The sequence below is a fragment of the Enterococcus sp. DIV1368b genome (assembly GCF_050529595.1).
Classification (GTDB): Bacteria; Bacillota; Bacilli; order Lactobacillales; family Enterococcaceae; genus Enterococcus_B; species Enterococcus_B mundtii.
Genome location: NZ_CP172883.1, coordinates 1,999,276 through 2,025,432, shown reverse-complemented (window position 1 = coordinate 2,025,432; position 26,157 = coordinate 1,999,276). Strand labels below are relative to the sequence as shown.

20 protein-coding genes are annotated in these 26,157 nt (G+C 40.5%); 16 read left to right on the top strand and 4 right to left on the bottom strand.

The window, feature by feature from the left end; translation table 11 throughout:
• Window positions 1–171: 171 nt before the first annotated feature.
• The 9 genes from IGJ19_RS09255 (at window position 172) to IGJ19_RS09215 (ending at window position 12,522) form a co-directional block, all read left to right on the top strand.
• Window positions 172–972 carry an SDR family oxidoreductase gene (locus tag IGJ19_RS09255; RefSeq protein ID WP_430603781.1) on the top strand — a complete coding sequence of 267 codons (801 nt, stop codon included), beginning with the start codon at window positions 172–174 and terminating at the stop codon, window positions 970–972.
• 16 nt (window positions 973–988) lie between these two features.
• On the top strand, window positions 989–2,851 hold the full coding sequence (locus IGJ19_RS09250; protein WP_430603779.1) for a BglG family transcription antiterminator: 1,863 nt from the start codon (window positions 989–991) through the stop codon (window positions 2,849–2,851).
• Window positions 2,848–3,330, top strand: a complete 483-nt coding sequence (locus IGJ19_RS09245; protein ID WP_074799506.1) for a transcriptional regulator GutM — start codon at window positions 2,848–2,850, stop codon at window positions 3,328–3,330. The genes IGJ19_RS09250 and IGJ19_RS09245 overlap by 4 nt, the downstream gene beginning before the upstream one ends.
• Window positions 3,330–3,884: a PTS glucitol/sorbitol transporter subunit IIC gene (srlA, locus tag IGJ19_RS09240; protein ID WP_071867516.1), complete on the top strand. Its 555-nt coding sequence runs from the start codon at window positions 3,330–3,332 to the stop codon at window positions 3,882–3,884. The genes IGJ19_RS09245 and srlA overlap by 1 nt, the downstream gene beginning before the upstream one ends.
• Before the next feature lie 15 nt (window positions 3,885–3,899).
• A complete protein-coding gene (gene srlE / locus IGJ19_RS09235; protein ID WP_071867517.1) occupies window positions 3,900–4,907 on the top strand; it encodes a PTS glucitol/sorbitol transporter subunit IIB in 1,008 nt (335 codons plus the stop codon).
• A 16-nt stretch (window positions 4,908–4,923) separates the two neighbouring features.
• A complete protein-coding gene (locus IGJ19_RS09230) occupies window positions 4,924–5,280 on the top strand; it encodes a PTS glucitol/sorbitol transporter subunit IIA (RefSeq protein WP_074799505.1) in 357 nt (118 codons plus the stop codon).
• 37 nt (window positions 5,281–5,317) lie between these two features.
• Window positions 5,318–6,007: a fructose-6-phosphate aldolase gene (locus IGJ19_RS09225; protein WP_074799504.1), complete on the top strand. Its 690-nt coding sequence runs from the start codon at window positions 5,318–5,320 to the stop codon at window positions 6,005–6,007.
• 469 nt (window positions 6,008–6,476) lie between these two features.
• Window positions 6,477–7,928 carry an FAD-dependent oxidoreductase gene (locus tag IGJ19_RS09220; protein WP_071867520.1) on the top strand — a complete coding sequence of 484 codons (1,452 nt, stop codon included), beginning with the start codon at window positions 6,477–6,479 and terminating at the stop codon, window positions 7,926–7,928.
• Window positions 7,894–12,522: an LPXTG cell wall anchor domain-containing protein gene (locus tag IGJ19_RS09215; protein WP_430603776.1), complete on the top strand. Its 4,629-nt coding sequence runs from the start codon at window positions 7,894–7,896 to the stop codon at window positions 12,520–12,522. Before IGJ19_RS09220 ends, IGJ19_RS09215 begins: the two co-directional genes overlap by 35 nt.
• A gap of 338 nt (window positions 12,523–12,860) precedes the next feature.
• On the opposite strand, the gene IGJ19_RS09210 is transcribed toward IGJ19_RS09215, so the two are convergent.
• The 4 genes from IGJ19_RS09210 to IGJ19_RS09195 form a co-directional block, all read right to left on the bottom strand.
• Complete coding sequence (locus tag IGJ19_RS09210) at window positions 12,861–13,517, bottom strand: YitT family protein (protein WP_071866868.1); 657 nt, start codon at window positions 13,515–13,517, stop codon at window positions 12,861–12,863.
• A 112-nt stretch (window positions 13,518–13,629) separates the two neighbouring features.
• On the bottom strand, window positions 13,630–15,216 hold the full coding sequence (locus IGJ19_RS09205; RefSeq protein WP_071866867.1) for a response regulator: 1,587 nt from the start codon (window positions 15,214–15,216) through the stop codon (window positions 13,630–13,632).
• Window positions 15,209–16,657, bottom strand: a complete 1,449-nt coding sequence (locus tag IGJ19_RS09200; protein ID WP_071866866.1) for a sensor histidine kinase — start codon at window positions 16,655–16,657, stop codon at window positions 15,209–15,211. The genes IGJ19_RS09205 and IGJ19_RS09200 overlap by 8 nt, the downstream gene beginning before the upstream one ends.
• Window positions 16,658–16,665: 8 nt before the next feature.
• Window positions 16,666–17,631 (bottom strand): ABC transporter substrate-binding protein, encoded by a 966-nt coding sequence (locus IGJ19_RS09195; RefSeq protein WP_115357946.1) that lies wholly within the window; start codon window positions 17,629–17,631, stop codon window positions 16,666–16,668.
• Between the two features lie 226 nt (window positions 17,632–17,857).
• Here IGJ19_RS09195 and chvE point away from each other — a divergent pair, with 226 nt between their 5' ends.
• From chvE to IGJ19_RS09160, 7 genes are all read left to right on the top strand, one after another.
• Window positions 17,858–18,949: a multiple monosaccharide ABC transporter substrate-binding protein gene (gene chvE / locus IGJ19_RS09190; RefSeq protein WP_161641947.1), complete on the top strand. Its 1,092-nt coding sequence runs from the start codon at window positions 17,858–17,860 to the stop codon at window positions 18,947–18,949.
• A gap of 294 nt (window positions 18,950–19,243) precedes the next feature.
• Window positions 19,244–20,776, top strand: coding sequence for a multiple monosaccharide ABC transporter ATP-binding protein (mmsA, locus tag IGJ19_RS09185; protein WP_071866863.1), 1,533 nt, complete (start codon window positions 19,244–19,246; stop codon window positions 20,774–20,776).
• The gene (gene mmsB, locus IGJ19_RS09180; RefSeq protein WP_023519955.1) at window positions 20,776–21,978 is read left to right on the top strand and encodes a multiple monosaccharide ABC transporter permease; all 1,203 of its coding nucleotides are present in this window, start codon (window positions 20,776–20,778) and stop codon (window positions 21,976–21,978) included. The genes mmsA and mmsB overlap by 1 nt, the downstream gene beginning before the upstream one ends.
• Window positions 21,979–21,990: 12 nt before the next feature.
• Window positions 21,991–22,314, top strand: coding sequence for a PTS sugar transporter subunit IIB (locus IGJ19_RS09175; RefSeq protein WP_071866862.1), 324 nt, complete (start codon window positions 21,991–21,993; stop codon window positions 22,312–22,314).
• Between the two features lie 172 nt (window positions 22,315–22,486).
• Window positions 22,487–23,575: a GntR family transcriptional regulator gene (locus tag IGJ19_RS09170; RefSeq protein ID WP_074799500.1), complete on the top strand. Its 1,089-nt coding sequence runs from the start codon at window positions 22,487–22,489 to the stop codon at window positions 23,573–23,575.
• A 261-nt stretch (window positions 23,576–23,836) separates the two neighbouring features.
• Window positions 23,837–25,462 (top strand): xylulokinase, encoded by a 1,626-nt coding sequence (locus tag IGJ19_RS09165; RefSeq protein ID WP_420026304.1) that lies wholly within the window; start codon window positions 23,837–23,839, stop codon window positions 25,460–25,462.
• The gene (locus IGJ19_RS09160; protein ID WP_071866859.1) at window positions 25,456–26,154 is read left to right on the top strand and encodes an L-ribulose-5-phosphate 4-epimerase; all 699 of its coding nucleotides are present in this window, start codon (window positions 25,456–25,458) and stop codon (window positions 26,152–26,154) included. The genes IGJ19_RS09165 and IGJ19_RS09160 overlap by 7 nt, the downstream gene beginning before the upstream one ends.
• Window positions 26,155–26,157 lie beyond the last annotated feature (3 nt).

The window sequence follows — 26,157 nt, the reverse complement described above, 5'->3', positions numbered from 1 at the left end:
ATGCTCACGTAAAAAAATAGAATAGAGCAAAGAACTAGTAAATAAAAAAAGCATCACTCATAAAAAGACATTAAGTCAGATTTTTTTTGGAAACTCAAAAAAAGTCTGGCTTAATTATTTTCCTTTACGTAGCTATACTGAAAGCGTAAACAAAAAAAGGGGTGATCGCTTATGACAAATTGGCTGAACATTGAGGGGAAAACGATTATTGTAACCGGAGGATCTTCTGGTATCGGGAAAAGTATCGTCGAAAGTTTATTGGAACAACATGTCAATGTAGCAAATTTTGATATTAAAGATTCGACACTTAAACATCGACGATTATTGTTTGTAAAAACCAATATAACATTACGACAAGAGGTAGAAGCTGGAGTTGCAAAAGTAAAGGATCACTTTGGTACGATCGATGGGTTGGTCAACAATGCAGGAATCAACATTCCGCGCTTATTAGTGGATAAAAAGTACGCGCACGGGGAATATGAATTATCCGAGGAAGTCTTTGACAAAATCATCGCAATCAATCAAAAAGGTTTGTATTTGATGACTCAAGCAGTAAGTAGAATTTTAGTTGCTAAAGGAGAAGGAGTTATCATCAATATGTCTTCTGAATCAGGACTTGAAGGTTCAGAGGGACAAAGTGCTTATGCGGCAACGAAAGCCGCTGTCAACAGCTTTACTCGATCTTGGGCAAAAGAGTTAGGAAAATCAAATGTTCGGGTAATAGGGATTGCTCCAGGAATCATGGAGGAAACCGGACTACGCACACTTTCTTATGAAGAAGCCTTGGCCTATACTCGTGGCATCACGATTGAAGAGCTTAGAGCAGGTTATGCCAAAACAAGCACGATTCCATTAGGTCGAAGCGGGAAATTAAAAGAAGTCGCTGACTTAGTTAGTTACTATCTATCTGATCGTTCGAGTTATATCACTGGAGTAACCACAAATGTGGCCGGAGGAAAAACTAGAGGATAAAAAGTGGGGGAAGTAAATGACGGTAGTGAACAGATGGTATCAAATTCTACAATTACTGGTTACCCACAAAGAAATGAGAATCGGCGGGTTGAAACAAAAGCTGAATACAAGTACGCAAACGGTGAAAACCAGCATTGAATCTTTAAACGAAGAATTGATTGGAATTGCAGAAATCGTTCAACATAAGAATGCTTTTCATATCGAAATTGAAAATTTTGAAAAATTTGACTTGATAATGAACGGCAGTTTGAAGCGGAAGAGCGATTTTAATTCTTGCAGTAAAAGAGTTTTCTTTATTCTCAAGAAGCTGATCGAGCAAAAAGATTTTTTGCTGATCGATGATTTGTCAGAAGCATTAGGGGTCAGCCGAAGTACTGTCGTCAAAGATTTACGAGTGATGAAAAAACTGATTTCCTCTTTTGATGTCGAAGTGATTGGAACGCCGAATCGTGGACTGCGTATGCGTGGAGAAGAACTGGATCTACGACTGTTACACCTTCATTATGTACAAGAATATTTTGCAGAACGTCCATTATCAGAACGCACACAAGATTTCGTAGAAGACTTAGTTCAAAAATTTAATTTACCTAAAAATCAGGGTCTTCTTTTGAAAAAAACGATTTCTATTACAATGAAACGACTCCTTAAAGGAAATATACTGGTAGATTTGCCAAATGAGTATATGGACCTTATGACGAGTCATCCTGCTTTTGTCGAATTGATCCATCATTTGGAATATGAATATAGCATCACACTAAGCCAAACAGAACAAGCTTTTCTTAGTTTTCCACTTAATATAAGTGCCATCGCTGGCATGGATAAGTCTACTATTGATGAGCAAAAAATCGAACAGTTATTTCAACAAATGATAGAGAGAATCCATAAAAATTTACTAGTAGAATTTGATGAAACCTTCTTAGTTCATGAAATAAAAGAGCACTTCATTTACATGCTCAATCGTTTGATTTTTCGAATAGAGCTGCAAGATCTGTTCTATGGTGAAATCGAATCCCAATATCCTCTAGCCTATGAACTGGCAAAAATTGGTCTACAGCAGATTGGGGTACAGTTACAACGAGTGGTTCCGACTGTAGAAATCAGCTATATTGCCTTTTATTTTGAACTTGCATTGAGGAAACAAACCAGTAACAACGAACACAAAGAAATTGCAATTGTCTGTAATACCGGAAAAGGAACAGCTTTGATTATTCGCCGTCAATTGGAACGGGTTTTGGGTCCTCAAATAAGCATGGTCCATTTTTCTGAGGAGGAGTATCAGCAGGAAGACTTAGACCAATATTTTGCTGTTTTTACAACCATTCCTCTGAAAAATGTAAAGAAACATACGCCAATCATTCGATTGATCAATCTATTCAACGAAACTTGGTTGCAAGAAGAGTGGCGTAAAGCAGAAAAGTTGAGAGCTGCAAATGTTCATCACTTAAAACTAGATTTTGAGATTTTAAATGAAAAGAAACCCTACAAACAAAATCTTGATCATATGCTTGAATCTCTTGAGAGCAAAGGCTTAGTCGATCAAGAATTTAAGGAACAATTGTTCATTAGAGAAAAGTTAAGGAGTACGATTTTTGAATATGGAATTGCTTTTCCTCATGCCATCAATAAAAAATCGGCTGAAATTATTTTATCAGTGGGGATCTTTAGGAAAGGGATCTCCACGATCAACGGACAAGTGCAAGTCGTCTTGTTGTTAGCCATTCCACAAGATCTAACGATGGAAAAAGAAAAAGAATTGCTAAAACTGTATGATCAGCTTTTTGCTGTTATTGGCGATCCTGAATTTAGAAGTGAACTATGTCGTTTGGATGATTTAGTTGGGTTACAAAATTGGATGATACGAAAGGGGGTCATAACATGAACTTCATATATATATTCGGCGCATTTGCACTTGCTGCTTACGGACTGCAAGTAATATTTGGAATGAAACAAATCAAACACTTTAATCAAATCTATCTAGAAATGCGCAGAAAAGGGAAGGTGGCTATCGGTCGTCGATCTGGAAAAATCAAAGCAGGAACGATCGTCATGTTTGCTGTCGATCAAAAAGGGATCATTATTGATGCGCGAAAGATGCAGGGCGTAACTGTCCTAGCAAAATTTCGTCTATTGCCACAATATATTGGAACAGATATCCACTACATCGACAACTATCATCCTTTGGTGCGAACAGAAAATAAATTGGTGCAACAAGCAATGGCAAATGCCAGAGAAATCTATTTGCGGGTAGAATTAGGCAATTATCAAGAAGAATCGCTACCTTCCCCACTTACGATGCTTGGTATTCAATTCAGTTTATGGAAAAAACAATACCTATCAAGAAAAAGGAGTGTTGAATAATGGAATATATCACAAAATTTGCGGAAGGCTTCATCGGTTTATTTGAAACGGGTGCGGAAACTTTTGTATCTTGGATGACTGGTATCGTCCCTGTAGTGTTGATCCTAATGGTAGCAATGAATACACTGATTGCTTTCTTAGGTGAAGAACGAGTAACTAAAGTTGCCAAACTATCAACGAAGAATCCCGTCACAAGATATTTGATCTTACCTTTTTTATCTGCCTTTATGTTGGGAAATCCGATGTCTTTTACAATGGCTCGCTTTTTGCCTGAATATTACAAGCCAAGCTATTATGCTTCTCAAGCACAATTTTGTCATACGAGCAATGGCGTCTTTCCCCACATCAATCCGGGTGAATTATTTGTTTGGTTAGGAATCGCCCAAGGAATCACAACCTTAGGATTGAATTCAATGGAGTTAGCTGTGCGTTATATGTTTGTCGGAATTCTTATGAATTTTATTGGTGGCTGGGTAACAGACTTTACAACCGCATATGTTTGTAAACAACAAGGAGTCACTCTGAGTAAAACAGTAGAAACAGCGACAGAATAAGGAGGAAGTGAAAAAATGAGCTATCACAGTATTCGAGTTGTAAGAGGAACTGGTGGGTTCGGAGGACCATTAGTGATCACACCAACAGAGGAAAAACATAAATTCATTTATATTACTGGTGGGGGAGAAAAACCAGTAATCGTCGATAAAATTGCTGAATTGACAGGAATGGAAGCAGTCAATGGCTTTAAAACTTCTATCCCAGATAATGAAATCGCTTTAGCAATCGTTGATTGCGGAGGGACATTGCGTTGTGGGATCTATCCAAAAAAAGGAATACCTACGATCAATGTCGTACCAACAGGAAAAAGCGGACCATTAGCACAATACATTACAGAAGACATTTACGTATCGGCAGTAGGGGTCAATCAAATCACGCTGACTACTGAAGAAAGCACGGTCGGTCATTCTGACAACATAGGAAATAAGAGTGGGCCAACACGTGAATATAAATACGATACAAGCAAAAAAATTACTGAACAAAAAGCTGAACAGCAGAATTTTATTGCAAAAATCGGTATGGGTGCAGGAAAAGTAGTGGCAACTTTTAATCAGTCCGCACGCGAAGGTGTACAGACGATGATCAATACGGTCATTCCGTTCATGGCATTTGTTTCCTTGTTGATCGGGATCATACAAGGATCTGGTATCGGTAATTTCTTTGCCAATATCATGGCACCTTTAGCAGGAAATATTTGGGGATTGATGATCATCGGTTTTATCTGTTCCTTACCGTTTCTTTCTCCATTATTAGGACCTGGGGCAGTCATCAGCCAAGTCATTGGGACACTGATCGGGGTGGAAATCGGTAAAGGCAATATTCCGCCACAGCTCGCTTTACCTGCGTTATTTGCAATCAATACTCAAAATGCTTGTGATTTCATCCCTGTCGGATTAGGCTTAGAAGAAGCAGAGGCTGAAACAGTAGAGGTTGGCGTACCTTCCGTTTTATATTCACGCTTTTTAAACGGTGTACCCAGAGTGTTAGTCGCATGGATAGCAAGCTTTGGAATGTATAGTTGAATCTAGGAGGAAAAAAATGTCAGTTTATTCAACAAAAGTAACTTCGATTGGGGCAGAAGCTACGCTATTCAAAGAAGAGAAGATCGTGATTCTATTTGGAAAAGATGCACCAGATATGCTATCAGCCTATTGTTATAATATTGAACTCCAGCCAATCCACGGAGAGATCAAAGTAGGACAACAGCTATTCGTCAATGAGACAAGCTATCGCATCACGTCTGTTGGAAGTTTGGTCAATGATAATCTAAAAGAGCTTGGACATATCACAATCAAGTTTGACGGATCAGTAAAACCTGAATTACCAGGTACTTTATATGTTGAAGGGAAAGAAATCGTAGAGATTGGTATCAAGACTAAAATCAGTATTAAATAAATTACAAAGCAACACATCTGTTGAAAGGATGAATAAAATGGAATTTATGTTAGATACGATCAATATTGAGAAAATTCGTTATTATCAATCGATCCTCCCGCTATCTGGAGTAACGTCGAATCCCTCAATCATCAAAAAAGAAAGAAAGATCGATTTGTTTGCTCACTTTAAAGAAATCAAGCAGTTAATTGGAAAAGCCAGTTTACATGTTCAAGTAGTTGGAGAAACAGCAGAGGAGATTTTAGCTGATGCCCAAGTAATCATGGATCACCTTGGTAAGGATATTTTCATTAAAGTACCAGTGAACGAACCAGGATTGGCTGCCATCAAACAACTGAAAGCCAAAGGAGTAAATGTCACTGCTACCGCTATCTACTCTGAAATGCAAGGATACTTAGCAATTGCTGCAGGTGCCGATTATGTGGCACCTTATTATAACCGTATGGAAAATCTAAATATCGATGCTGTTGCTATTATCAAAGCACTAGCAATGGAAATCGAACGAACGCAATCTCAAAGCAAGATCTTAGCTGCTAGTTTTAAAAATGTTGCACAAGTCAATCATGCTTGTCGTCAAGGGGCGCATAGTATTACTGCGTCACCAGATATCTTTACACAAGTATTCGGTATGCCTTCCATTCATAAGGCAGTGACAGATTTTAAGAAAGACTGGGAAGAGACATTCGGGGTCAAAGATGTGAAAGCATTAGAAGAATCAGAGCAATAAGTTCCTCTAAATAAAAAGAATAAAGAGTCATAGAATGGTTGATCTATCCGTTCTATGACTCTTTTTAAATAACGTCATATTTATTATTTCAACCATTATCAAATAGCCGCTATGCAGTTTAAGCAACAATAGGTAGCTAACATCTAATGTCCATGTACATACAGTGTATATCGTATAAAATAAATTTTTTTTATGAAATTCAATGTACAATTATATCTACTTTATGACTGGATGTTTACTTAAAAAATAAATGGTTTATTTCATCTGTTGAATCAAGAATGGTTATATTCTTTTCTGTACCGATTTTGGTAAATAGGAGTGGAAATAACTGTTTTGGTTGACTCTTAGTAAATAGACCTTTATAACTGACAACTAGTCTTTCTAAGTGATATAATTTATATAAATAGTAGATTAAAAATAACCGTATGTATTTTTTGTAGCATGCTTTTATTAATGAAGGAGGCAGTTGATGAGGATCATAATTGTTGGAGGAAACCATGCGGGGATTGCCGCAGCACTTCGTATTCGTGAGGAATATCCAGACGATGAAGTAATCGTATTTGAAAAAAAAGATGAAATAACATTTGTCTCCCAAACAATCCCATTATTTTTGATGGGACATCAAGATATCCACTCCCAAGCAAATTATGCAACACCGCATGAAATTATTGCTCAAGGAGTGGATTTACGCATTCAAAAAGAAGTAACTAACATCGATGCGAAAAAGAAGACGTTGAATTTTAGAAATGTGTTAAGTCAACATGAGCACGAAATATCTTATGACCGATTGATCATGGCTGCGGGCTCGTATCCCAACCTTCCTCCAACTGGCGGAAAACTAAATGAGACACTTTTTCTTTTGAAAGAGCGTAAGGATGCTGAAGCAATTGAAAAATTTATATCAGAAGCCCATCATGCGGTAGTGATTGGCGCTGGACTGGTCGGTGTAGAGATTGCTCGTATCTTAGCGCAACGAAAAATGAAAGTCACTTTGATCCAGTCAAATGCAAGAATCCTTGACAAATATTTGGATGAGAATGCCGCAATCGAAGTAGAGAAGCAACTAGAAGAAGAAGGTATTCAACTATTACTAGGTACTAGAGTGACAAGTTACCATACAATTGATAAAAAAATCTGGAGCCGACCTAAAATCGAAGTTGAAACTTCTTCTGATTTGACTATCCGTGCAGATGGCGTCTTTGTTTCTGTTGGCTTCCGACCAAATTCGTTCTTATTAGCTGGACAAGTCGAAACCGGTGACCGTGGAGCAATCGTCGTTGATAAGTACATGTATACAACCGATGATTCGATTTTAGCGGTAGGGGATTGCTCTACGACTTATATGGACTTGACCAAAGAAAATATTTATAATCCTCATGCTTCCGATGCGTTTCGTCAAGGGCTGATCGCTGCTGTCAATATCCACGAGAAAAAGCAAGAAGTAGCAATGACCACAGGAACGTATAAATTCAATATGGATGGATTTACCATTGCGAATACAGGAATCACACTCAATCAAGCAAAAAAATTCGGATATGACGCAGAAGAGGTACACTATCAGAATCGTTATCTAGAACGTGGTGGTCAGTTTGTCCATGAATCAATCGTCAAATACTCACCAATTGAGAAAGGTAGAAAAAATCATTATTCAAGTATTTATCTTGTTTATGAAAAGAAAACTAAAAAAATCTTAGGATTGCAGGTCCTAGGAACAGTTGATATTTCTCAATATGTCAATATCATCAGTTTAGCAATCCAAAAAAACGTGACCGTGCCAGAAATTGAATTTACGGATTTCTTTTTTGAACATGGCTACAAGAATCCACTAGGTTTTACAAAAATATTAGCCTCTTTAGTTAGGGAAAAAGAAAGAGAGAGTGGTCGTGATGGCAAAGAAGAAAGATCAAATGAAATTAAATAAACCAGATAAAGAGATGTCAAAAAAACAAAAGCGAATGATTGAAGCTGGCGCACTGTTGACAGTTGGTGCTGGGGCATTTATCGGTGGCGTCACGATTCCAAATCTTTCTGCCTCTGCAGACAGTTCCTCTTTGTCCGAAAAGCGACTTGTTGAAGATGAGACCATCCAAGATATTGAACATACTTCTGTGGATGAATTAAATCAATCCTTACAAAAAGGTCAAAGTAGCAGTGTGAAGACAAATACTGGCTTTGTAGCTAAGTTAATGGATCAACTACCAAGTAAAGAAAAACTTTCTTCTATGTATGAAGGAGAAGGGATCAAAGTCAGTGATACCCATACGGCATATGATATCCAACAAATTTTGGGAATCAAAGATGCGGACGTTTATTACCAAACTTCTACTTTATCTACAAGTGATGCGCAAGTAATGAAAATGTCAAGCTATCGGCAATTGATCCAAGCAAATCCTAATGTAAAGGTAACTTCACAAGATAATTATAAAACGGTCTCTCCTCATTTATATGAATCCAAAGAAAAGGCTTATGAAGATTCTGCAAACTGGAAAGATTCAAAAGTAGTTGCAAGTACGAGAGAAAAATCCTTAAGTTTCTCATCTAAAACGAAACCTGAAAGCACCAACTTTACCGCGGATGATGGTGCAGTATTAGGAAATATGAAAATCGATACAGGTTTTTCTTTGAACGTGAAAGCAGAAAATGGGCAAGCAAAATTAACAGATGAAATCAAAAGCGACTTTGAAGATGCTATGGAGAAGAATTTTTCAATTACCTATGAAGGAAGTACCTATTATGCAGTTTATCATGATGAGTCTATTTCTACCGATCATGGTAAAAATCAAGCAGATGGTTACTTCACGTTTTCTTCATCGACTCATGGATTGCCTTTAGAGATCAACGGACATTACTTGGTTTCCCCTGTTCAGTTCGGTAGTACAGTGGACAGCTTGAAAACGTCTTTATCCTTGCACGGTGTAAGGAGTTTTGAGAACACAGATTCTTGGTTAAATACAGATGAATCCAATATCAATGTAAAAGTAAATTTCGTTGATCAATTAGCGGATGAAAATACAACTTACTATGAAATCCAAGCAAAAGATCAAGTGATCGAGTCATTGAAATATGAATATGTGACCGTTAGTTTAGACGAGCAAAAAGCCACTGATTCAACTACAGCATACGCAGATGAAATGTCGATGCCAACGTATAGTGGTTCTCAATCAGGTATTAGTCCTGGTGGAGCAGTCGATGGTAATCTTGCCGAAGACGCAGCTGGATTAGCAGGATGGAATCAGACAGCGACGTTTTCTGGTGGTGGGTATGGTGGTCACACGATTACAGCGAATTCGGCAGTAACTGTGAAAACAGGACAGGTTTCTCAGACAAACTTTTCTTCAGTTATAAGTACGGTCAATATAACAGTAGACGGTGTGTCTTATAATCAGTTTGTTGCTCAACCAATCATGGTCAATGGAGTTCAGTATGCTGGCTATTTAACCGGAGCAAATGGAAGTGGCAGTGATTTTACAATCGTTGTGAAAGATACGAACTTTAATATCTACCAAATTGGTGGAGAATTTGCTTATATTTCTTCCTCAATGACGGATATGGCCACACCAGATGCAACAACACCGGATGCAACGAATCCACAAGTTTCCCCAGGTACGACAACACCGGAAGTAGACCCAGACGCCGGTGGAGGCGAAACTACCGATCCAGGCACGACCACGCCAGAAGTAGACCCAGGAACGGGAGGCGGCGAAACCGATCCCGGCACGACGACGCCAGAAGTAGACCCAGGAACGGGAGGCGGCGAAACCGATCCAGGAACGACAACGCCGGAAGTAGACCCAGGCACAGGAGGAGAAACCGATCCCGGCACGACGACGCCAGAAGTAGACCCAGGCACAGGAGGAGAAACTACCGATCCCGGCACGACGACGCCAGAAGTCGACCCAGGCACAGGAGGAGAAACCGATCCGGGCACAGGCACACCAGAAGTAGATCCAGGTACGGGCGGAGAAACAGATCCGGGAACGACGACGCCGGAAGTCGATCCAGGTACCGGAGGAGAAACCGATCCGGGCACAGGTACACCAGAAGTAGACCCAGGCACGGGAGGAGAAACCGATCCCGGCACGACGACGCCAGAAGTCGACCCAGGTACCGGAGGAGAAACCGATCCCGGCACGACGACGCCAGAAGTAGACCCAGGAACGGGAGGCGGAGAAACCGATCCGGGCACAGGTACGCCAGAGGTAGACCCAGGTACAGGAGGCGAAACCGATCCTGGCACAGGCACACCAGAGGTAGACCCAGGTACAGGTGGAGAAACCGATCCCGGAACGACAACACCGGAAGTAGACCCAGGCACAGGTGGAGAAACCGATCCAGACACAGGTACGCCAGAAGTAGATCCAGGAACGGGAGGCGGCGAAACCGATCCAGGAACGACAACGCCGGAAGTAGACCCAGGCACAGGAGGCGAAACCGATCCCGGCACGACGACGCCAGAAGTAGATCCAGGAACAGGTGGAGGCGAAACAGATCCAGGCACAGGTACGCCGGAAGTCGATCCAGGTACCGGAGGCGAAACAGATCCCGGCACGACGACGCCAGAAGTAGACCCAGGAACGGGAGGCGGCGAAACAGATCCAGGAACGACAACGCCGGAAGTAGACCCAGGCACAGGAGGAGAAACCGATCCCGGCACGACGACGCCAGAAGTCGACCCAGGCACAGGAGGAGAAACCGATCCGAGCACAGGCACACCAGAAGTAGATCCAGGTACGGGCGGAGAAACCGATCCGGGAACGACGACGCCGGAAGTCGATCCAGGTACCGGAGGCGAAACCGATCCCGACACGACGACGCCAGAAGTAGACCCAGGAACGGGAGGCGGCGAAACCGATCCGGGCACAGGCACACCAGAGGTAGACCCAGGTACAGGTGGAGAAACCGATCCCGGAACGACAACACCGGAAGTAGACCCAGGCACGGGAGGCGAAACCGATCCGGGCACAGGTACGCCAGAAGTAGATTCAGGTACGGGAGGCGAAACCGATCCAGGTACGACGACGCCAGAAGTAGACCCAGGAACAGGAGGCGAAACCGATCCGGGCACAGGCACACCAGAGGTAGACCCAGGTACAGGAGGCGAAACCGATCCAGGCACAGGTACGCCAGAGGTAGAACCAGCGACTCCAGATAAGCCAGAAGCAGGTATTCCAACTGTCAACCCAATTTTGCCAAGTCAACCAGGAGCAAGTATTCCAGGTTTAGATATCGTAATACCAGATAAAAGTCTAAACACGGTCACGCCAGAGATTGATCCGTTAATACCTATTAACCCCGGCACGATCACACCAGAAGTCGATCCAGGTACAGGTGGCGAAACAGATCCCGGCACAACGACGCCAGAAGTAGACCCCGGCACAGGCGGAGAAACAGATCCAGGAACGACAACGCCGGAAGTCGATCCAGGTACGGGAGGCGAAACTGATCCAGGTACAACAACACCGGAAGTCGACCCAGGAACAGGCGGAGAAACTACCGATCCCGGCACGACTACGCCAGAAGTAGACCCAGGCACGGGTGAAGGCGAAACAGATCCAGGAACGACGACGCCAGAAGTAGACCCAGGAACCGGAGGCGAAACCGATCCGGGCACAGGTACGCCAGAAGTAGACCCAGGAACCGGAGGCGAAACCGATCCGGGCACAGGTACGCCAGAAGTCGATCCAGGAACAGGCGGAGAAACTACCGATCCCGGCACAGGAGGCGAAACCGATCCAGGAACGACGACGCCGGAAGTAGACCCCGGCACGGGAGGCGAAACTGATCCGGGCACAGGCACACCAGGGGTAGACCCAGGTACCGGAGGCGAAACCGATCCAGGAATGACGACGCCAGAAGTCGATCCAGGTACCGGAGGCGAAACCGATCCCGACACAGGTACACCAGAAGTCGATCCAGGTACCGGAGGCGAAACCGATCCTGGAACCGGCACGCCAGAAGTTGATCCCGGCACGGGAGGCGAAACCGATCCGGCCACTGGCACGCCGGAAGTAGACCCAGGCACGGGAGGCGAAACCGATCCAGGAATGACGACGCCAGAAGTCGACCAAGGCGCTGGTGGAGGAGAAACTGACCCAAGTACGACAACACCAGAGGTAAATCTAAGCACCGGTGATGGAGGCGAAACTGATTTAAGTAGTACCACATCAACTGAGACGACCGATACAGATAATCAAGTTGCAAGAAACCAAGTACTAAGTGATAACGGCTCTAATGATGGATTATCTAGTAATAAGCAAACGAATGACCAAACGAGTAACACACAAGAGCTAAGTGACTCTGAAGATGTTTCAGGTAAGCAATTACCTAAGACTGGTTCAACTTCAGGTATGTTTGGAAAATTTGTTGGTGGGATACTTGTTGCTTTTGCAGGATTCTTCGGACTGTTCAAACGCAACCGTCGTGAATTACAAAATGATGAAGATCGTGTCGAACGTGTGATCAAAGAGGAAGATGAAGAACAAGAAAATAAAGAGGAAAATAAGGATAAAAAGTAGAAAATAAGGTAAAAATAGAATACTTTTACCTCGATAAGTAAGCGATCAGGACAGAAGTGTTTAGCCTCGAAAGATAAGGCACCATCCACTAAAACAATTTTCGTAGATGGTGCCTTATTTCCAAAGAAGTTACTTCTGTTCCCGCCGTTTATTCGGTTTTAGAATATGCGAGAGGACTAATGTCCTACTCGCTTTATTTTGAAGTAGTCAATTTGATTTACGCATTCCGATTAAATAATAGATAAAAATAATCATATAAAATAACCCATGAACTTCCGGAAATAGTTTCCTATTTTGGATTTCATGGGTTATTTTCTTATAGCTATTAGTCACAATGTTTATTCTGCTAGGTTTTTATTAGTTTGTTCATCTAGAATAGGCGAACTCTCATTCACTAAATCAATCGGCTTAATAGCTAAAAATTGAGTTTGAAATTGTAATAGTTTTTTCATGAAAAATGAAATGAGATAAATAGAGATGGCAGAGATAACCGCTTGTCTTACCCCCAGAATCACAAGGTTTAGAACTATGATCACGGTATTTGTCAGTAAAACACCTAAAGCATGTTCGATCCCAAAATATTTTTTGAAAATCAATGGAGGAACCGTAACTCCGCCGTTTGAGGCACCGATTTGGTAAAGAATGAATATTCCAAGACTAAATAGAAAACTGCCAGCGACTAAGGCGATTGGGAAATGTTGGGTGATTGTCAAAGTCGGTGTGTGTGCTAAAATAATCGGAAATATCAAACTACCTATCAGGGTTTTAAAAAAAACAGCTCTTTCCAGAAAGATAAAAGCTAAGCAAAGCATCGCTAGATTGATTGCCCAAACAATCAATGTCCGATCGATCAGCAAGACCATTTCTAGAAGAAAACCAATTGATCCTACGCCTGCTGAAGCAATTTGATGTGGAAGCAAAAACATATTTAGTCCCACAGTAATACTAATGATTCCAACAATAATCACAGGTAATTTTTTTATTTCTGCTTTCACACGCGTATTCCTTTCTTTTTTCACTATTTCTATAATTATAGCAAGTAGTCCAGGTAAGAAAGTAACAACTTTTTCAGACTAAACTGAAAAAAATATTTCGCGGGTTTGTTGCTTATTCGTTGACTAGATAATTATTTTCTTGTAAAGAATGTGCACTATTTTGTTTCTTTTTTCGATACTCTTTAGGTGAGATTTTTTCTTTTCGCTTAAAAATAGAACTAAAATAATTTGGATCATTGTATCCCACTTCTGAGGCTATGACAGATAGTTTTGAATTGGTTTCCCGCAAAAGTCGCCTAGCCATGCTCAATCGTTGTTCAGTAAGATAGTCAATAAATGTTTGTCCTATCCCTTGAGAAAAAATCGTACTGAAATGTGAGCTACTCAAATGGACATGATCAGCCACTTCTTTAAGAGAAAGCTCTGGTTCAAAATAGTGGTTCTCAATATACGTGACGGATTGTTCGAGTACTTCTTTATATTGATTCATGTGATTCTCAAGTACCATTTCTTTTAAAAAGTAAATCATTTGTTCAAGGTATTGGATGAAGAGAGGCGTGTCTGACAGAATGTTCGGGATTTCCTCTGTAGTGGTAAAAGAAACGACTTGATTGGTTTGTTTTTGACGTATCGTTACTAATTCATTCAACTCATTGATGATCAGATGCCTAACGAGAAGTGGATCGGCATGTTGATTGGTCTGTTTAACCAACTTCTCAACAAACGAAGAAATTTCGCTTTTTCTTAGTAAACGAATGGATTCTTTTAGATCAAAAGATTGTCCGTAATTACCAAGCTTTTTTTCATAATCTAAATAAGAAAGAATTTTTATTTTAGGATCGATCTTCAAGTAACTGAGCAAATGAACAGCAGTCTGATAACTATGTGGAATTTCGCTGATTCGTTTGACAGGATAACCGATTGCGATAACTAAATCATCTGTCGTATGACCTAATGTTTTATGAGAAAGCAATGCGACTTGGTTTGCTTTTTTTTGTAATAGATCTTCATTTGGATCAAAAATCAATAGTTTGATAAATCGTGAAGAAAGGGAAGAAAAAAGTATTTGTTTATCGTTATCGAATAGCTCGGCCATCTTTTCATGAAAAACATCATAATCTGAAAAAAATTTATTTGTATGATTAGCGATCAAAAGAACCATATATTTATTTCCGGCGATTTCACGTTCCAGTTTTCGACCTTCTTCAATTGCTTCTGAAAGTAGTAACTGATTATTAAATAAAGCATTCAAGTAGAAGTTTTTTTGTACTTCTAAGGAATAGCCATTTGTTTCTTTAGACTGTTTCAATAAGGAAACAGCATCTAATTTTTGGATGATTTGTTCTAGACTCTTTTGTAGTTCATTAGGTTTGATCGGTTTTAACAAATATTCAGCTACTTGAAGTTGGATCGCAGCTTTTGCATAAGTAAATTCATCATATCCGCTAATAAAAATGATTTGGATATCGGGCAAGAGTTTTTTTACTTCATTTGCTAGTTCAATCCCATTCATAAAAGGCATACGAATATCTGTCACCAAGATATCTGGTTTTTGTTCTGCAATCATTGATAAAGCAAGTTCGCCATCGCTGGCATCTTTAATAGAACCCAGGGGTAGAAAGGTTGAAAATTCAGTGATCATCCTCTTCAATGATTCGCGAATCAAATGTTCATCTTCTGCGATAAAAATTTTATACATTTGCTTCATTCCTATCTATATTTTTTGTAGGGACAACGACATGGACGACTGTTCCGTGATCGATTCTGCTAGAAATCGAGATACTTGCATCGGTTCCATAGTACAAAAGTAAGCGTTTGTTGACATTAAAGAGTCCATATCCTTTATGGAAATTAGTATCTAAACCATCTGCGAGTTCTTGGTTGATCTCCTCTAACTTGGTTTCAGTAATCCCTTTTCCGTTATCAATGATCCAAAAATGGATAAATTCTTCTTGGTCTATATACGCTTTTACGTTGATTTTCCCTGGCCGACGAACCAATTTAGTTCCATGATAGACTGCATTTTCAATCAATGGTTGAAGAATCATTTTCAATATTGGATGATTATTGACTTTTGGATCAATGGTTAATTGATAAGATAATTGGTCTCCATAGCGGATTTGCAAAATCTTCAGGTAATTGTCGCAATGTCGAATTTCCTGTTCGACTGGTATCCAGTCTTTTCCTTGGCTTAATGAAATGCGGAAAAAGTCAGATAAGGCATATGTCATTTCTTTGACTTTTTCAATTTCGCCCATTTCTGCCAACACCAAAATGGCATCTAAACTATTATAAATAAAATGGGGAATGATCTGAGCTTGTAGTGTCCTGACTTCACTTTGCGCAAGATTATATTGCTTCAACGCATTTTCCTCTAACAAAATCACTAAGTTATCAGCCATATCATTCATGCTATTACTTAATTTTTTTAACTCATTATTTTGTGGAGTTTTGATCCGATGATTTAAATGTCCTTCTGCTAAAGCATCAGCCATCTTGATCATTTCATCCATAGGCTGTTGAATTTGGTACATCATTTTCGTGTTGAACTTTCTTGTCAATAGGAAAATCAGCACGATGATAACAGCCTCGATGGTGGAGAGAATCACCAAGGAACTGCGAACTTCTTCACTTTTTATGGAAGCCGTATCGATTTCGATTTTGACAAAATCTTGTAAGATGTCATGGGCAAGTTTGACCGCAGATTCGACATGTAACATCAATGCTTGATTTTCTGCGAATGTTTCTTTTTGATGGATATTTGCAATGATTTTGTCTAAATAGTCAGAAACATTATCAAGGGAGCGCAAAACGATATTGAGTGTTGCTAATTCTTGTGAGTTTTGAGTACTGACTTTGATGGCACTGATTTCTTCTTTGATGCGATTGATCTGGTTGCTCTGTTGAAATTCTTCGGGTGTGATCTGTCCATAAGTTAATCCAAGAGCTTCTTCGATGATTGTTTCTTCTACGTTACTGGCGATTTGATTAGCAATCGAGATATTATGGATACTTTTTTCATAGGAAAAAAGATAATGTGTATAAAGTGCAATGCTAATGATCAAAGGCGTGATTGCTAAAGATAACATGAGCCAGCTTGTATGTCGAAGTAGTACTTTAATGCTTTCGTTCTTTTTCATTTTTCCTCCTAATACCCCCGCGGTGGGATCGTTGAAAAATCATTTTGGTCTGAGAACACCGTATCAGAAACGTAGATGTCTTGTGGAATCGCTTTCTTTTCGAAGTAGCGTTTGACTGTATTGGCAACTAGTTCACCCATAAAAGGATTGCATTCCACCACACAGTTGACCTTTCCTTTTTTTAATTGATCGATCATCTCTTTTTGTGCATCAATGCTGACAATCACAAAATTCTTTTCAAGTTTTTTTTCCTTGATCGCATCTAAGGCACCTAGTGTCATTTCATCATTGTGAGAATAAATGACATCGATTCCCTCAAGTTTTCCCTCATCAATGGCTTTTGAAAATTGTTCTTTGGCTTTTAAGCGAATATAGTCTCCGGTGATCACTTGCCTGACATGGATTCTTGGGTCGCGACCGATGGTTTCTAAAAAGCCGTCTGATCGCAAGCGAGTGGGAGATGTGTTTTCTGAACCACGTATCTCAAATACTTGGATCGATTCTTGCGTTTTTTGCTGGTAATGATTGGTGACATAAAGGCCTGCTCGACTACCTTGTGCTTTGAAACTTGAACCAATATGGGTCAAATAGAGATCTTGTTTTTCCGTTGTGATGTTACGATCAACGATGATGACTGGGATATTCGCTTCTTTGGCTTCTTCCAAAACAGAATCCCAGCCTGTTTCTTCGATAGGAGATAACACGATCATATCGACTTGATAGGCAATAAATGTCATCACATCTTGTATCTGTTGTTTTGGATCAGAGTAACTATTTCGGTGAAGGACTTGGAAATTTTGTTTTTCCAGCGCTTCTTTGATGGATTGATTTTGAACTTTGCGCCAATTACTTTCGGTGCCAGCTTGAGAAAAACCAATGGTCAACTCTTTTTTTGTAGGCTCAGTAGAGTTGAAAGCACACCCAGTCAACAACAGGCAAAAAGCTACCAGGATAAAAAAACTTTTGTTCTTCATAATGAATCTCCCCTTTTATCTATATCATATAGCGTTTTCAATTTTCATATTAGCATGTTTGTCAATTTCGTAAGAAAATCAAGAATCGTCAAAAGAAAATGAAGAAAAATCAAAAGTTTACATAAATTCACGAGGAAATTTATAGAAACACAGAAAAATAATCAATGAAAGCGTTTTATATTTCGATTATGATGAATTCATCAAATAAGTATTTGGAGGGACACACATGAAACGAGTTGGGAAAAATTGGTTGGTAGCAATTGTTTTTTTATTAATATCAGTGACAGTATTCGCCGGTTGTAGCAATGGCAGTGCAGCCGGAGATGAAAAAGGGTTCGTAGGTATTTCGATGCCAACAAAATCTGCAGAGCGTTGGATCGCAGATGGCGACAATATGGTCAAGCAACTAGAAGAAAAAGGATACAAAACGGATTTGCAATATGGAGAAGACAAAGTAGAAAACCAAGTGGCACAAATCGAAAATATGATCACAAAAGGAGTAGATACGTTGGTCATTGCTTCGATTGACGGTTCAGCATTGACAGATGTCTTAGAAAAAGCACATCAGGCGGATATCAAAGTCATTGCGTATGATCGTTTATTGATGAACTCTGAATATGTCGATTATTATGCAACATTTGATAATTTTGGTGTAGGTGTTTTACAAGCTTCTTATATCGAAGATAAATTAGGTTTAAAAGATGGCGCTGGCCCATTTACGATCGAATTATTTGGCGGTTCACCTGACGATAACAACGCATTGATCAATTACAATGGTGTGATGTCGATTCTTCAACCATATATCGACAGCAAACAATTGAACGTCTCATCAGGTCAAACGAAATTCAATCAAATCGCGACGCTTCGTTGGGATGGCTCAACTGCACAAGCACGTATGGATAACTTATTAAGTGCTAACTATACAGATGAACAATTAGATGCAGTTCTTTCTCCTTACGATCCAATCAGTTTAGGGATCATTTCCTCCTTAAAAGGAGTGGGCTATGGCTCATCCGACAAACCACTTCCAGTTATCACAGGACAGGATGCAACGATTGCTGGAGTGAAATCCATCATTGCAGGAGAGCAAACACAAACGATCTTTAAAGATACACGGGTGCTAGCTGATAATACGGTAGAGATGATCGAAGCAATCAACAATGATAAAGAAGTGCCGGTCAATGATGAGGAAACCTACGATAATGGTGTGAAAGTCATCCCGACTTATCTAGCTAACCCAGTTTCTGTAGATAAAGAAAATTACAAACAAGAGCTGATCGATACTGAGTATTACAGCGAAAGTGATTTAGGCCAATAAGAGGGCTTTGGAACATTTGTCCTCTTGTACCCTTAGAACCGAATAAACGGTGTTTAGAAGCTGACCTTCAACATTAAGCAAAAAATCGGAGAAATATAACCAACTATTTTTCAATTTTCTCTCTTATTGCTTAGGTCAAAACGCTTCTGGCATAACCTCAATAAATAGTGTTTCAGTAGTAGCTCCTTCAAAAATAAGCGTGAGATCTCAAAATTTGAAGAACAATTTTCAGGTTTCGCGCTTATTTTTCGGAGTTGAGTACTTCTATCACACCCTCGATTAGGAAGTGAAAAAATGGCAGATTATATTTTAGAAATGAAAGAAATCATCAAAGAATTCTCTGGTGTTCGTGCGTTGAACAATGTCAATCTCCGCATCAAACGTGGAGAGATCCACGCCCTTTGTGGCGAGAATGGTGCAGGAAAATCCACGTTGATGAATGTGTTGAGCGGTTTGTATCCTTATGGCAGTTATTCAGGCGAAATCATGTATGACGGTGAGGTATGCCAATTCAAAAATCTTAGAGATAGTGAAGCGAAAGGGATCGTGATCATCCACCAAGAATTAGCCTTGAGTCCTTATCTATCGATCAAAGAAAACATTTTTTTAGGGAACGAACAAACAAAACATGGCGTGATCGACTGGAACTTGACGGAACGAAAAACAGAAAATCTACTAAAAACAGTGGGCTTGAAAATCGATCCGAACACCTTAGTCTCACAAATCGGTGTCGGGCATCAACAGTTGGTAGAAATTGCGAAGGCTTTTTCTAAAAATGTTCGATTACTCATATTAGATGAACCAACAGCAGCACTGAATGAAGAAGAAAGTGCCAATCTTTTAGCATTGATCAAGGAGTTTCGCAATCAAGGGATCACTTCGATCATCATTTCGCATAAATTGAATGAAATCGTTGCGGTGGCGGACAGGATCACAATCTTACGAGATGGCCAAACAATTGAAACGTTAGAAAATACAGCAATCAGTGAAGAACGGATCATTAAGGGGATGGTTGGTCGTGATTTAACGAATCGTTATCCTGATCGTCATCCTGATATCGGTGAGGTTTATTTTGAAGTCAAGGATTGGACGGTCCATCATCCATTGACCACCGACCGAATCATCAATGATCATATCGATTTTTCGATTCGACGAGGAGAAATTGTTGGTATCGCCGGATTGATGGGGGCAGGACGAACTGAATTTGCCATGAGTATTTTTGGTCGATCATATGGAAGCAATATCAGCGGTAAGATTTTTAAAGACGGAAAAGAATTAGTGATCAAAGATGTTTCTCAAGCAATTGATCATGGGTTGGCGTATGTGTCCGAAGATCGTAAGTCTGTTGGCTTGAATCTTTTAATGGACATCAGAGAAAATACGACGATTGCTAGTCTCAAAAAAATTAGTCGAAGTGGCATTTTAGATCAAGAAAAAGAAGTGATCGAAGCAGAGAACTTTCGGAAAAAAATGAGGACCAAAGCCACCAATGTGTTCCAAAACGTTGGTAGTTTAAGTGGAGGGAATCAACAAAAAGTCGTTTTAGCTAAGTGGTTGATGACAGAACCGGAAATTTTATTTCTGGACGAACCGACTCGTGGTATCGATGTCGGGGCAAAGTATGAAATCTACACGATTATTGAAGAAATGGCTGCCTTAGGAAAATGTGTCTGTATCATTTCTTCTGAACTACCTGAGATCATCGGTATGTGTGATCGGATCTATACCATGAATGAAGGGAAAATGACGGGAGAAGTGCCTAGAGAAGAGGCAAATCAGGAGTTATTGATGAACCTGATGACAAAAGAAGAGGAGGCAGTGGGCTGATGGAAAATGTCACAAAAAAAAGTCAGGAAAAAAAAGCTTGGAATGTAAAAGAAAAGATATTGGATATCTTTAGTAAATATAGTATGGTCATTATTTTGGTCGCTTTGTTGATCGCTTTTCAACTAATGACCGGCGGGATCTTTTTAAGACCGCTGAATATAACGAATATCGTGTTGCAAAACAGCCATATTTTGATTTTGGCTGCAGGAATGTTGTTGGTCGTACTTTTAGGCTACGTGGATTTATCGGTAGGTTCAGTCATGGCATTTGTAGGGGCGATGGCGGGTATGTTGATGGTCAATAACAACATCAGTCCTTGGCTCGCAGTCCCTTTATGTTTATTAGTTGGTGGGGTGATCGGTGCTTGGCAAGGATTTTGGGTCGCTTATGTAGGAATCCCGGCGTTTATCGTAACACTTGCTGGTCTGCTGATGTTTCGTGGCTTGACACAAGTTGTATTAGGAGGGCAATCTTTAGCGCCTTTCCCTGGAGGTTTCCAAAAAATCTCGACGGGTTATTTACCAGATATCTTTGGTGTTCCTGGAATGCACTTATTGACGTTGATTTTAGGTGTCGTGTTAGCTGTTAGTTTAGTATTTGCTCAATGGCGTGCGAGAGCGCGAAGAAAAGAAAATTTATTTGAAGTACCATCAATGAACGCATTCTTGATCAAAGCAGCATTGACGATCGTTCTTGTCTTAGGATTAAGTTATATCTTTGCTTCATACCAAGGATTTCCAGTAATATTGATCATTTTAGGTGTGATTGTTGGGATATATGGATTTTTGACCAATCGGACAGTCGCTGGACGACAAATTTATGCCACAGGTGGCAATTTGAAGGCCGCTCAATTATCTGGGATCAAGACGAAGAAAATCACCTTTTGGGTATTTGTGAATATGGGCGTCATGGCTGCTTTAGCAGGATTGATCTTAGCCGCTCGTTTAAATGCTGCTACCCCTCAGGCAGGGACTTCGCTTGAATTAGATGCGATGGCTTCTGTGTACTTTGGAGGAGCTTCGACTTCTGGAGGGATTGGAACGATCACTGGAGCAATCGTCGGTGGCTTAGTCATGGGTGTGCTGAACAATGGGATGTCGATCATGGGAGTCGGAGTAGACTGGCAACAGGCAATCAAGGGATTGATTTTATTGCTAGCTGTCGTATTGGATATTTACAATAAAAAACGCAAAATTTCTTGAGGTGGTGAACGGATGGAATCGACAGAGGAAAAACGGATATTATTGATTTGCACCGCTGGGATCACTTCTGGTCTGCTAGTAAAAAATATCCAAAATGCAGCAAATGAAAAAGGGGTGCCTCTACATGTATATTCTGCACCAGCAATCGTGGCAGAGCAAGCGATCCAAAACCAACATATTGACGGACTGATGATCGGTCCACAATCAGAGTATGAAGTGGAACGGTTAAAAGATTTTCTGACGGTAAAAGCTGTTCCTTACAAATTGATTCGTAAAGAAGATTACGAAACATTTGATGGTGAATCTGTCTTAGCAGATATCTTACAATTCTTTTGAAATCACTTGAAGTAAAAGTTGAAAAAGAGCAGTTGTTCCTTACAAAGCGCTAATAAAAAGAATCTCACAGATATTTTTTTGTGTTAATAATCCTTTCCAAAACAAGTTGTGCTACAATGATATCAAATAATTGTTCGGACAACTTGTTTTGGAAAGGATTGGCAAAGTAACCATGGATAAAACAAAATATCAAATGATCGCAGACGAGATAAAGGATAAGATCATTGACCAAATTTTTAAACTAAATGAACCGATACCACCTGAACTCCAATTACAAAAAGACTATCAAGTCAGCCGTCATACGGTAAGACAAGCGATTGGATTGTTAGTCAATGAAGGGTATCTACGTAAAGAAAAAGGTTCTGGAACATATGTCGATGACGCGTATAAGAAAACATCAGAAAGTAGAAAAAATCAAAAGACGATTGGCGTGATCACGACGTATTTATCGGATTATATATTTCCCTCGATCATCCGAGGAATTGAAAAAGCGTTGAGTGAACAAGGATATTCACTCTTATTAGCTAGTACGAATAATGATCATCAACAAGAAAAAAACTGTTTAGAAAAAATGCTGCAGTTTGGTGTAGATGGCTTGATCGTAGAGCCAACAAAAAGTAATGAATACAATCCGAACCTTGCGCTCTATGTCCGATTGAGAGAACAAGGAATCCCGATGGTCATGATCAATGCTGTCTATGAAGAATTAGCGGTCGCCTCGATTTGTGTTGATGATGTAAAAGTTGGCTTTAAAGGGACAGAGTATTTGATCCAGCAAGGACATCAGCGATTACTGTTCATCACGAAAATCGATGATTTACAAGGAAAATATCGGATGAAAGGATTTATTCAAGCGTGCGAAGCCTACGGTATCCAATTTTCGCCGGAAGATATCATTACCTACACGACTGATTCTCGTGGGAAACTAGGTGAAAAAGTCCTCTTACAGCTAAAGGAATCGGCAAGCACCGGCATCATCTGCTACAACGATCAAGTTGCTAGCCAGTTGCTTGATGAGGTGATCGCAAAGGGTTATCAAGTACCGCAGCAATTGTCGATCATCGGAAATGATGATTCCTCGTTGAGTCAGATGGGCGCAGTGAAACTGACCACTTTAACTCATCCAAAAGAGCGGATGGGAAAAGATGCGGCAGAATGGATCATTCACACGATCCAAACGGGTGATCAAGGAGAAAACATCGTCTATGAACCTAGTTTGGTGATCAGAGATTCAGTAAGTGCAGCAAAGAAGGGCGAGTAGCTGAGGGGAAACGATAAGTGTACCAGATACGATAAAAATTTATTTAATGAACATTAGTCAATGTCTAGCAAGATTATTTGCTCTTAAAAAGGTAAAGAGGGGGAATTTACTCTCTTTGCCTTTTTTATATGGCAAATGTGAATTTATCAGGAAAAAGAAAAAGGTTTATGTACGAACAAATAACTATAATATCGTTGACATGTACGTACAAAAAGTTTTATACTGTAACTATCATAAAGAGAAACTAAGGAGGCGTTTGACATCGAAGCGAAAGAAACTAGGCTGAAACGAATAGAAGCGATTCGCACAGGGCAAACAGCACTAGGTATTGAGCTAGGTTCAACGAGAATCAAAGCAGTGCTGATCGATCAACACTATGAGCCGATTGCAGCTGGAAGTTACGATTGGGAAAACCAGTTAGAAAACGGTATTTGGACCTATTCACTTGATGAGATTTGGAAGGGGTTACAATCGAGTTATCAGCAGTTAGTCGATGTAGTTTCTGCGGAGTATGAGACGACACTGACTACGATAGGAGCGATCGGCTTTAGCGCAATGATGCACGGCTATCTGGCATTCGATCAAGACGATGAATTGCTTGTTCCTTTTCGCACGTGGCGCAATGCCATTACCGCAGAGGCAGAAGCAAAACTGAGCAAAGCCTTTCATTATACGATCCCACAGCGTTGGAGCATTGCCCATCTATATCAAGCGATTTTAAATAAAGAAACACATTTAAAAGATCTTAGTTACTTTACAACATTAGCTGGGTACATCCATTGGCAATTGACCGGACAAAAAGTATTAGGAGTTGGAGATGCTTCAGGAATGTTTCCCATCGATCGTCAAACGAAGGGATATGATGCACAAAAGATTGCTATTTTTGATCAATTGGCACAAGCGGAAGGCTTTTCGCAACCGTTAGAAACGCTTCTTCCAGAAATTCGTTTGGCTGGTGAGGTTGCAGGGACGCTGACTGAAAAGGGAGCCAAGCTCTTAGATCTATCCGGTAACTTATCTGCAGGGATTCCTGTTTGTCCACCAGAAGGGGATGCTGGCACAGGCATGGTCGCAACGAATAGTGTGGGGTTACGTACAGGGAATGTTTCAGCAGGGACATCGGCGTTTGCAATGATCGTACTAGACAAAGAGTTAGTAAACATCCATCCAGAGATCGATCAAGTAACAACGCCTGACGGAAGCCCTGTAGCGATGGTTCATACAAACAATTGCTCATCGGAAATCAACGCATGGGTCAAGATTTTCAAAGAGTTCAGTGAGAGTCTTGGCGTGACGATCGATACACAGCAGATTTATGAAACCTTATTTTTGAAAGCGCTACAAGGAGATGGGGACTGTGGAGGATTACTCAGCTATGGGTACCACTCAGGCGAAAACATCACAAAAATGGAACAAGGCAGACCACTGTTCGTGAGACAGCCGGATAGTAAGTTTGATTTAGCGAATTTTATGCGGATGCACCTGTCAAGTGCTTTTGGGGCGATGCGTCTAGGGATGGAGATTCTTAAATCTGAACAAGTCACGATCGATCGTTTAGTGGCACATGGTGGGATCTTTAAAACGCCGAAAGTTGCTCAAACGATTCTAGCTTCAGCAATGGAAGCACCTGTCACAGTCATGGAAACAGCCGGAGAAGGAGGCGCTTGGGGGATCGCCTTATTAGCTGCTTATCTCCAAGCGGCAGAAGCAATGACTTTGGAAGAATTTTTAGCAAAAGATGTATTTTCAACCAGTGAAGGTCTGACGATCGAACCAACGGAGGAAGACTTAGGTGGTTACGAACGGTTTATTGAGATGTATGAAAAAGGGTTGCCTATCGAAGCATCCGCGATCGTATCAATGGAAGAAGGAGTGAGAGAATGTTAGAAGGTTTGAAAGAAGCGGTTTATCAAGCGAATTTAGCTTTACCAAAACAAGGCTTGATCAAATACACATGGGGGAATGTCAGTGCGTTTGATCGAGAAACAGGATATTTTGTCATCAAGCCTAGTGGTGTGAGCTATGAGGAAATGAAAGCAGAAGATATGGTCGTTGTTGATTTGAATAATCAAGTCATCGAAGGTGAACTAAATCCATCTTCCGATACACCGACACATGCGGTTCTCTACAAACATTTCCCTGAAATTGGTGGGATTTGTCACACTCATTCGACGTGGGCAACGATTTGGGCGCAAGCGGGTCTCGATTTACCCGCCATGGGTACGACTCATGCAGATACTTTTTATGGTAGCGTTCCTTGTGCAAGATTTTTATCACAAGAAGAAATCGATGCTGGTTATGAACACGAGACCGGCAATGTGATCATTGAGACATTCCAAAATAGAAATATTGATATCATGGCAATTCCAGGAGTGTTGTTACATGGCCATGGACCATTTACTTGGGGGAAAGATGCTTCCCAAGCGGTGATGAATGCCGTTGTACTGGATGAAGTGGCGAAAATGAACTTATTTACTCGCCAATTGAATAGTTTTTCCGAACCATTGCCCCAACGAATATTGGATAAACATTATTTACGCAAGCATGGTAAAGATGCGTATTATGGCCAAAAAAAATAAAAA